Genomic DNA, 9631 nt, shown 5'->3' with positions numbered 1-9631 from the left:
GTAACCCTCTAACCTGATGCTATAGTTATGCGATCGCGACCATTGAGTTGAGGTTTTCAGCAAAATACTACCGAAAAAGGTCGCTATAGCGACCTTTGAACTACCTTGTCACCCCTTGAGAAGTGGGACATTTTCAAATGGGCACAGTACCATAGAGCAAGTTCGTCATTAGCTCAATGAAGAATTTCCTGGACTGTGCCTAATTTGTGCTAAGGAAAGGGCAAAACCTAGTATTCCCTATACTCTATTCCCTATTCCCTAATGGAACGCAGAGAACTGATTCAATTTATCGCTTTTATCCTTTTACCCGGGATATTATTTGCCTTACTCGATGGTTTAACTTCTGGTCTTTTTGCAGGACTGGCAGGAGCGATAGTGGGCTTTTCTTATACTTATCCGGCTTTAGGACTTTGGGCCTTTTTGATCTATATGCCCTTTGCTGGAACAGTTACCCATACGATCGCCAACAGTAACCCCCTATTTCACTTAGTCAAAGATTTATTTTATATTCCCGCTCTAATCTCGATTTTGATCCACGATCGCGACTATCTTAAACCCTTTTGGCAAAAAATTAAACTTCTATATATTCCTCTAATCACTTTAGTCTCGATCGCATTAGTTCACTTTTTTTGGATTGGCATTATTCGCGAAAGCGTTAATCCCACTCTAGGGAATCAAATGCTCATGGGAATTGTGGGTCTCAAGACCCTATTAAGCTATATGCCCTTAATGATGTGTGCCTATTATTTGATTTATAGTAAAGAAGAATTATCCTTTTTTCTGAGACTGCACACTGTTCTAATCTTAATTTGTTGTGCCTTGGGGTTTATTCAATATTTACTGCTAACCAAAGGTGTTTGTCCAGGAAGTGGGCCCCTTTCAGGAGAATCTCTATATCGCGCCAGCTTACAAGCTCGTTGCTTTATCGGTGGAGCAGTTTTATATAATTCAAATGCCGGATTAGTTCGATTACCCGGTACATTTGTTGCCCCTTGGCAATGGGGGTGGTTTCTGATTTCTGGTCTGTTTTTCTTATTCACTACTGATATTGGAGATCCTCAAAAGAAATGGAAATATATCAGTGTCTTTAGCACGGGTTTGCTGATCATAATGGCTGTATTTTCCGGTCAAAGAATTGCTCTAGCATTAGTCCCAATTATCTTTATGATTTTACAGCTCTTAACGACCTCTAAGAAAAAACAATTGCCTTTAAAATGGGGGGCGGTACTTGTCGCCAGCGCCGTAATTATTCAAACGATAAATCGAGTGGAACAACGCATAGACAGCTTAGTGGATCGCTGGACCGTTTCCCCTCCCCTAGATTTTATGCAAGATCAATGGCAATCGGTTTGGAGTCAGCAAGAAGGGATTTTGGGAAAAGGGATTGGTGCGGCGACAAATGCAGCACGAAAATTTGCCCCGACTCGATTAATTGAAACGTTCCATGCTAAGGTTCTTTATGAAATTGGCCCTCTAGGGTTACTGGCTTTTTTGGTGGTGGTTTCTATCTTGGTTTTTTTAACCTATAAAGCTTATCGTTCACTGCAGAACCCTAGCTGGCAAAAAATAGCGGTCTGTTTCTGGATTTTTATTCTGATTGTGAGCTATTTTCCTTATTATTATCCCCTAGATGTCGATCCGGTAGCAGTGTATTATTGGTTTATTGCAGGACTCTTACTCAAATTACCGGAAATAGAGACTTCTTCAACATCTCTCTAACATACAATCCATCAGTTTTTGGACTTATGCATCAATCCTTTCAGTTTTCTATACAAGCCCAATGCTCCCAGACTCAAGCGAGAGCAGCTACCTTTTTGACTCCCCACGGAAAAGTAGAAACTCCTAGATTTATGCCTGTTGGCACGTTAGCAACGGTAAAAGCACTAACACCTGCACAACTCAAAGGGACAGGCGCTCAAATGGTTTTAGCCAATACCTATCATTTGCATCTACAACCGGGAGAAGATTTAATTGCTCGTGCCGGTGGTTTGCATCGGTTTATGGGATGGGATGGGCCAATGTTAACGGATTCTGGAGGATTTCAGGTTTTTAGTTTAGCCAGCTTGCGAACCATTCAGGAAGAGGGGGTGAAATTTCGATCGCCCAGAGATGGACGGATTATCAATCTTACTCCAGAAAAGGCGATCGCCATCCAAAATCAGCTTGGTGCAGATGTAATTATGGCGTTTGACGAATGTCCTCCCTATCCCGCCTCCAAAGAAGCCGTTGTCGCTGCCACAGAGCGCACCTATCGATGGCTAAAACGCTGCATAGCGGCCCATAATCGCTCCGATCAGGCGTTATTTGGTATTGTTCAGGGGGGAGTATATGCTGACTTGAGAACCGCCGCAGCCGAGCAATTAGTAGACCTTAATTTACCCGGTTATGCTATTGGTGGCGTGAGTGTGGGGGAACCGGGAGATCTGATTAACCAAATTGTAAAGGTGACTGCTCCCCTCCTTCCTGTGGGCAAACCCCGCTATCTCATGGGAGTGGGAACCTATCAAGAAATGGTACAGGCGATTGCTGCTGGCATCGATCTATTTGATTGTGTCATTCCCACCCGGTTAGCCCGTCATGGGGCAGTATTCGTGCGAGGAGAGCGCTGGAATATTAAAAATGCCCAATTTCGAGAAGATTTTGCTCCCCTTGATGCTGAATGCCCCTGTTATACCTGTCAAAATTTTAGCCGTGCGTATTTGGGGCATTTATGGCGCTGTCGCGAACTGTTAGTGTATACGCTCCTATCGATCCACAATATTACGGAACTGGTGCGTTTTACCGCACGCATTCGAGAGGCTATTTTAGGCGATCGCTTCCTCACCGAATTTGGTCATTACCTTGCCCCTCCTACAGAGCAATGAGTACCATTAGAAATACAACCCTTGTCAAAACCTCTTTATGCCCCCTCTCTCGTGGAAGAAGGGGTTAGGGGAGAGGGCTATACCTTACGAGATCGTCTCTAATCTCCTCAACTATAAATTATCCAGAAATGATACGATTTGTCATCAGCATACTCTAAGGTTGATTATTTTATCAACTTAATAAACCTTTACAAATCCTTAACCTTGAGTAGAGTTACCGTAACTAGAGATACAACAAAATTGCAGAGGATGAGTGAATAATCATCATTCACGATTGAGGAGGATTGCCTGTGAATGCAGCCGAACAAGCAAAAAACTTTGAAGTCGCCAGCCAAATAGCTACCGTCATCAACCTGTTGAAGTCCCAGTTTCCGGATGCGCGGGTGGATATGAAGCCTTGGATGAACGATCCGTGTACCCAAGAACTCGTCGATCCTGACTCCATCGATCTGGGCTTCCATTTTCCCGGATTTAGTCGGTCTTTCCAAAGTCGTTCCGTGCTGATCCAGATTCGCTTTCATCACGATCGCCTAGACAACGCTTATCGGGCGATCGGCATTGAGGCAACTGGATACAGCCACAAAGGGCAACAATGGCGATTCTCCACCGTTGAGAATTGGCACTTTGAGGGCGAAACCCAACCCAATCCAGACACCGCAAGCAAGTTGAAGCACTTTTGCCGTCAAACCTTAGCACTGTTCAATCGCGGCGATCGCACAGCATAAAAACCCATCATCGTAGCAAGATGAAAGTTTGATTTCCTAAAATCCCAAAAATATCTTAATATTGTCTCAAGACTGGATTTGTCATTAGACAACTTGCTGATAACCATAACCATCTTAGGAGGACAAGTATAGTATGGCCCTCGTACCCATGCGACTTCTGCTCGATCACGCAGCCGAAAACAACTACGGTATCCCAGCATATAACGTAAACAACATGGAGCAAATCCTGGCCATCATGCAAGCTGCTGATGAAGCCGATAGCCCCGTAATTCTGCAAGCTTCTCGTGGTGCTAGAAAATATGCAGGTGAGAACTTCCTCCGTCACCTGATTCAAGCCGCAGTTGAAAGCTATCCCCATATTCCCATTGCTATGCACCAAGACCATGGGAATGCTCCTGATACTTGCTATACCGCTATGCGCTATGGTTTCACGAGCGTCATGATGGATGGTTCCTTAGAAGCTGATGCCAAAACTCCTGCCAGCTTTGAGTACAACGTTAACGTTACTGCTGAAGTCGTTAAAGTTGCTCACTCCATTGGGGTTAGCGTTGAAGGAGAACTCGGTTGCTTAGGTTCTCTGGAAACTGGACAAGGTGACAAAGAAGATGGTCATGGGTTTGAAGGAACGCTCTCTCACGATCAATTGTTAACCGATCCTGACGAAGCCGTTCAATTTGTAGAACAAACTCAAGTAGACGCTTTAGCTGTTGCGATTGGAACCAGTCATGGTGCTTACAAATTCACCCGCAAACCTACTGGTGAAATCCTAGCAATCAGCCGTATTGAAGAAATCCATAAGCGCCTGCCTAACACCCACTTGGTTATGCATGGATCTTCCTCTGTACCTGAAGATTTAATTGCCATCATCAACCAGTATGGTGGTAGCATCCCTGAAACCTACGGCGTACCTGTTGAAGAAATTCAGAAAGGAATCAAGAGCGGTGTGCGTAAAGTTAATATCGACACCGACAACCGGTTAGCGATTACTGCTGCTATCCGCGAAGCGGCATCTAAAGATCCTTCTAACTTCGATCCTCGCCACTTTATGAAGCCTTCTATCAAGTACATGAAAGAAGTTTGCTTGGATCGTTATCAACAGTTCTGGACTGCCGGTAATGCCAGCAAGATCAAACAAGAAACCTTAGATGTTTATGCCGTTAAATATGGCAAAGGTGAATTAAACGCAACCACCAAACAAGTAGCTGCTGTTTAATTTTTCTTGAGTATTTGCTCTTCGTTTGTTCCTAACTGTTCACTGATATTATGGATGGGGATGAATCTTCGGGTTCATCCCTTTTATTTGATGTTTAGTCCTTTTAATTAAGGATGGGACATAGGTTGTAGGAGAGAACGGTTGTTCGCTCCTACCGGTTGCGTACTTAAACCTTGAAATTGGCGGTAATGCGACTCATGGCTTCCTCCACATTTTCCCGACTGTTAAATGCCGAGATCCGGAAGTAACCTTCTCCAGCAGCACCAAATCCCGATCCAGGAGTCCCCACGACGTAGCACAAGTTGAGCAATTTGTCAAAAAAGTCCCAACTCGAGAGTCCTTGGGGGGTTTTTACCCAAATATAGGGCGCATGAACTCCACCATAAACGGTTAATCCAGCATTCAAGAGCTTTTGACGGATAATTTGGGCATTTTCCAGGTAAAACTTGATTAAGCCTTGAACTTGACTTTGTCCTTCTGGAGAGTAAACCGCTTCTGCTCCACGCTGCACCAGATAGGAAACGCCGTTAAATTTGGTGGATTGGCGACGATTCCACAGTTGATGTAGGGTGACTTCTGCACCATCGGACGCGGTGACTTTTAAGCTTTTGGGAACGACGGTATAGGCACATCGAGTTCCTGTAAATCCCGCATTCTTGGAGAAAGAACGAAACTCGATCGCACATTCTCGTGCGCCTTCGATTTCATAAATAGAATGGGGCAGTTCTGGATCGGTAATAAAGGCTTCATAGGCAGCATCAAAGAGAATCACGGAACCATTGGCTCTAGCGTAATCTACCCAAGCTTTCAGGTCAGCCTTAGATGCAGTTGCCCCCGTGGGATTATTGGGGAAACAGAGATAAATTAGATCTACGGGGCGATCAGGAATTTTGGCAGTAAAGTGATTCTCGGCTGTGATAGGCAGATAGAATAAGCCTTCATATTCGCCCTTATCATTAACTGGCCCGGTATGACCTGCCATGACATTAGTATCAACATATACTGGATAAACAGGGTCGGTAACAGCAATGGTATTACCCTTGCCGAAAATATCCAAAATATTGCCTGTATCGCACTTACCACCATCGGAGACAAAGATTTCCGATGCCTCAATCTTGCATCCCCGTGCTTGGAAATCCTGACTCGCAATCTTTTCCCGTAACCAAGCATACCCTTGTTCTGGGCCATATCCCTTAAATGTAGCCCGATCGCCCATGTCCTCCACCGCCTTAATCATCGCTGTGCGGCAAGCTTCGGGTAAAGGCTCCGTGACATCTCCAATTCCGAGCTTAATAATGGGAGCATCCGGATTAGACTCAGTAAACACTCTCACCCGTCGGGCAATCTCTGGGAATAAATAACCCGCCTTCAATTTGAGATAATTTTCGTTAATCGTGACCATTGTGGCTTTATTGAGACTCTTTCTATCAGCTTAGGCGTAAACTGGTATCATAGGAAGAGCTGCGATCGCCAGTAATGAGTAGATGAGCTAGTCATCTTTGAGTTGGGTGAAGGTAGTGTCGAGTCGGGTAGGTTAACATTGAGGGATAACCCACCCCCACAGATTACGCTTTCTTTAGCCAGCTAAACATAGCTCGCAGGTCTTTCCCCACCTCTTCGATGGGATGTTCAGCTTCTTGACGACGCATGGCGATAAATCCGGCTTTACCCGATTGATTTTCTAACACAAATTCACGGGCAAACTGACCGCTTTGAATTTCTTCGAGAATTTTCTTCATTTCAGCGCGGGTTTCGTCGGTGATAATCCGATGACCGCGAGTATAATCGCCATATTCAGCCGTATTGGAGATACTATCACGCATTTGGGCCAAGCCACCTTCGACCACCAAGTCTACAATTAACTTGACTTCGTGGAGGCATTCAAAATAGGCTAATTCTGGCTGATATCCTGCTGCTACCAGGGTTTCAAAGCCGCTCTTAATCAGGGCACTTAAACCACCGCAGAGGACTGCTTGCTCGCCGAATAAGTCAGTTTCGGTTTCTTCGCGGAACGTGGTTTCCAGGATACCCGCACGAGTTCCACCAACACCTTTAGCATAGGCCATGGCGCGATCGCGAGCTTGTCCCGTTGCATCTTGATAAACCGCAAATAAACAGGGAACCCCTTCCCCTTGTTCATAAGTTCGCCGCACCAAATGTCCTGGCCCCTTTGGCGCTACCATAATCACATCCACATTCTCTGGGGGAACCACTTGACCAAAGTGGATATTAAAACCATGAGCAAACGCTAAAACATTACCTTCACTCAGGTTAGGGGCAATTTCATTCTGATAAACCGTCTTTTGTACCTCATCTGGCAGTAAAATCATAATCAGGTCTGCTGCTTTCGCGGCATCAGCAACAGGTTTAACCGTTAACCCGGCAGCTTCTGCTTTAGCTGTTGACTTACTCCCTTCATACAACCCAACAATCACATTAACCCCGCTCTCTTTTAAATTCAGCGCATGGGCATGTCCTTGGGAACCATAGCCAATAATAGCAACGGTTTTACCGTTCAGTAAATCTAAGTTAGCATCCGCGTCGTAGTACATCCGGGCCATAATCACGATTCTCCTTAGTGATTGATTTGTATTTTATGCCAGCCTTTAAGTATAGCGCGTTGTGGAGCAAAAGGCAAAAGGAACTCTAGCAATAGGTAGAAGGGGACTGGTGAGGGTATCTAGAGCAATAGTTTAACTTTATTTTTTGTCAATTCAAACAGCGATTAGTCTTCCCACAATACTTCTAGAGGACACTGAAAGTCGGGTAAAAGGGGGCTGGTGAGCGTATCTTGCTCAAATAGGGTAACGGCTTTTTCCAAACGTCCTTGGTTGCGGCGATAGATTGCTATTTCTCGTTGCTGATAGTCAACAATCCAGTATTCTTGTACTCCTTCCACAGAATAGAGCTTTAATTTCGTTTCTTTATCTCGCTTTTTATCTTTCTCTGACTTCGATAATATCTCAATTGCCAACTCTGGCGCACCCGTCAAATGTCCAGATTCATCTAAAACTTGGGATAGACGTTCGCGGGATATCCAAACTACGTCAGGGATAACGTTATCACTATTGGAAAAAATAATACCCGGACAAAATACAGCTTTTCCTAAACCTGTTTTTTTTGACCAAATTCGTAGTTCTGTATAAATCGCTCCAGAAATGTCCTGGTGATTCCAATGGGGTGATTTGGTCATGAATAGTTCTCCATCAATAATCTCATACCTTGTGCCATTGTCGGGGAATCCTTCTAAATCATCAATTGTCCAATGGACGGTTTTTACTTCTGATGAAATCATGGTTACACTCAGCCTCTAGAGAGTTGCCAGCGATGGGGTGGGGTTTGTCTATGCTAATCCATTATAATGACTGCCTCAAAAAGAGGTATGGTAAGGCTGTTAGATATAAGTTCTCAAGGCTTTATGACAGAACAGGTGCAACTGTACGAAGGGAAAGCCAAAATCGTCTATTCCACTGATGATGCGGATATCCTTCTGACTTATTTTAAGGATGATGCGACGGCGTTTAATGCGCAAAAACGAGGCACGATTACGGGTAAGGGACAGATTAATTGTGCGATTTCCCGTCATTTGTTCCAAATGCTGGAAGCGCAGGGCATTCCCACCCACTATGTTGATTGTCCTTCAGAGCGGGAAATGCGGGTTAAAGCTGTTACGATTGTGCCGATTGAGGCGATCGTGCGTAACCGGGCTGCGGGGAGTCTGTGCAAACAAACCGGTTTGGCTTTGGGAACTGAAATCGATCCGCCTCTGGTAGAATATTGCTATAAGAATGATAGTTTGGGCGATCCTCTGCTGACTCGCGATCGCCTCCTCCTGTTGCAACTTGCTACACTGGAAGAACTCGACCACATCCAGCAAATGTCCAGGGACATTAATCGCTACCTGAGTAACTTTTTCCAGGAGTGTGGCATTATCTTGGTTGATTTTAAGCTGGAATTCGGGCGCGATCGCCAAAATAACATTATCCTAGCTGACGAAATTAGCCCAGACACCTGTCGCTTATGGAAACAGGATGAAACTGACCCCCAAGCACGTATCCTAGATAAAGACCGCTTTAGACAAGATTTAGGCGATGTTGAATCGGCCTATGAGCAAGTGCTAGAGAGAGTTTTAGGCCAGCCAAAATGAAAATACTCCTTCAGAAGTGTTAAGTTAAGGGGTTGATTGAGGTGTTTTGGCTGAAGTTGTAGGATTTCATGAATCCCGATACCTAACTCAACAGCCCAATCAACTCTTCAATGTGGTGTGTGGAAGTTTACGGAACGTGAAAACAATGCGCTTGTCTCCTGTCTGGTTAACTCTGTTAACAAGTTCGGCAACTCTCGGTTTTGTCGATGCTGTCCAAGGCCAAATTTTAGACTCTACTGCGGAAACGGTAGCCCCCTCTCCTGATATACCAAACAAGGAGAGCCATCAGCAGTTAGTGCAAATAATGGCACAATCGGTGAAAGAGTCTATCCCCCTTATCCATCAGTCTTTAGGGGTTACTTCTTCCAAATCTTTACCAGAAAAATTGGCTTTTACCCCATTTTCTGGAGTACAGGAAAATGCGGTAACTGAGGATAAGACATTAGCTTTTACCTCACTTCCTGAACCACAACAGCTATCGGACAATTCAGAGCAGCTTGCTTTTACCGCACTTCCCCAACCGCAACAGCTATCGGAAAAATCAGAGCAGCTTGCTTTTACCTCATTTTCTGGAGTTCAGGAAAATACAGTAACTGAGGAGCAAACGTTAGCTTTTAGCACACTTCCACAACCGCAACCATTAGCGGAAAATTCAGAGAAGTTGGCTTTTACAGCTTTTTCT

The 9631-nt window shown here is 44.7% G+C and carries 9 protein-coding genes; 6 read left to right on the top strand and 3 right to left on the bottom strand.

Annotation, left to right across the window (positions count from 1 at the left end; all coding sequences use genetic code 11):
• Positions 1-261 precede the first annotated feature (261 nt).
• The 4 genes from J7545_RS14490 (at position 262) to fba (ending at position 4802) form a co-directional block, all read left to right on the top strand.
• The gene (locus J7545_RS14490; RefSeq protein WP_318719754.1) at positions 262-1719 is read left to right on the top strand and encodes a hypothetical protein; all 1458 of its coding nucleotides are present in this window, start codon (positions 262-264) and stop codon (positions 1717-1719) included.
• Between the two features lie 26 nt (positions 1720-1745).
• Complete coding sequence (tgt, locus tag J7545_RS14485) at positions 1746-2864, top strand: tRNA guanosine(34) transglycosylase Tgt (RefSeq protein ID WP_318719753.1); 1119 nt, start codon at positions 1746-1748, stop codon at positions 2862-2864.
• A 290-nt stretch (positions 2865-3154) separates the two neighbouring features.
• Complete coding sequence (locus J7545_RS14480; protein ID WP_318719752.1) at positions 3155-3589, top strand: hypothetical protein; 435 nt, start codon at positions 3155-3157, stop codon at positions 3587-3589.
• 133 nt (positions 3590-3722) lie between these two features.
• Positions 3723-4802 (top strand): class II fructose-bisphosphate aldolase, encoded by a 1080-nt coding sequence (fba, locus tag J7545_RS14475; RefSeq protein ID WP_271937726.1) that lies wholly within the window; start codon positions 3723-3725, stop codon positions 4800-4802.
• 166 nt (positions 4803-4968) lie between these two features.
• Here the strand turns inward: fba and J7545_RS14470 are convergent, their stop codons facing one another.
• The 3 genes from J7545_RS14470 to J7545_RS14460 form a co-directional block, all read right to left on the bottom strand.
• Entirely contained in the window at positions 4969-6204 is a 1236-nt protein-coding gene (locus J7545_RS14470) for an LL-diaminopimelate aminotransferase (RefSeq protein ID WP_318719751.1), read from the bottom strand.
• Between the two features lie 163 nt (positions 6205-6367).
• Entirely contained in the window at positions 6368-7363 is a 996-nt protein-coding gene (ilvC, locus tag J7545_RS14465) for a ketol-acid reductoisomerase (protein WP_318719750.1), read from the bottom strand.
• Between the two features lie 164 nt (positions 7364-7527).
• Positions 7528-8097 (bottom strand): Uma2 family endonuclease, encoded by a 570-nt coding sequence (locus J7545_RS14460; RefSeq protein ID WP_318719749.1) that lies wholly within the window; start codon positions 8095-8097, stop codon positions 7528-7530.
• 123 nt (positions 8098-8220) lie between these two features.
• Between J7545_RS14460 and purC the strand changes: the two genes are divergently transcribed.
• Positions 8221-8949: a phosphoribosylaminoimidazolesuccinocarboxamide synthase gene (gene purC / locus J7545_RS14455; RefSeq protein ID WP_413039018.1), complete on the top strand. Its 729-nt coding sequence runs from the start codon at positions 8221-8223 to the stop codon at positions 8947-8949.
• Positions 8950-8995: 46 nt separating this feature from the next.
• Positions 8996-9631 (top strand): hypothetical protein (locus J7545_RS14450; RefSeq protein WP_318719747.1); only part of this gene is annotated, 636 nt, incomplete at its 3' end.

The sequence above is a fragment of the Roseofilum sp. SBFL genome (assembly GCF_017746885.1).
GTDB lineage: Bacteria > Cyanobacteriota > Cyanobacteriia > Cyanobacteriales > Desertifilaceae > Roseofilum.
Note: the sequence above shows the minus strand (reverse complement) of the source record. Positions and strands in the feature narration are given on the sequence as shown.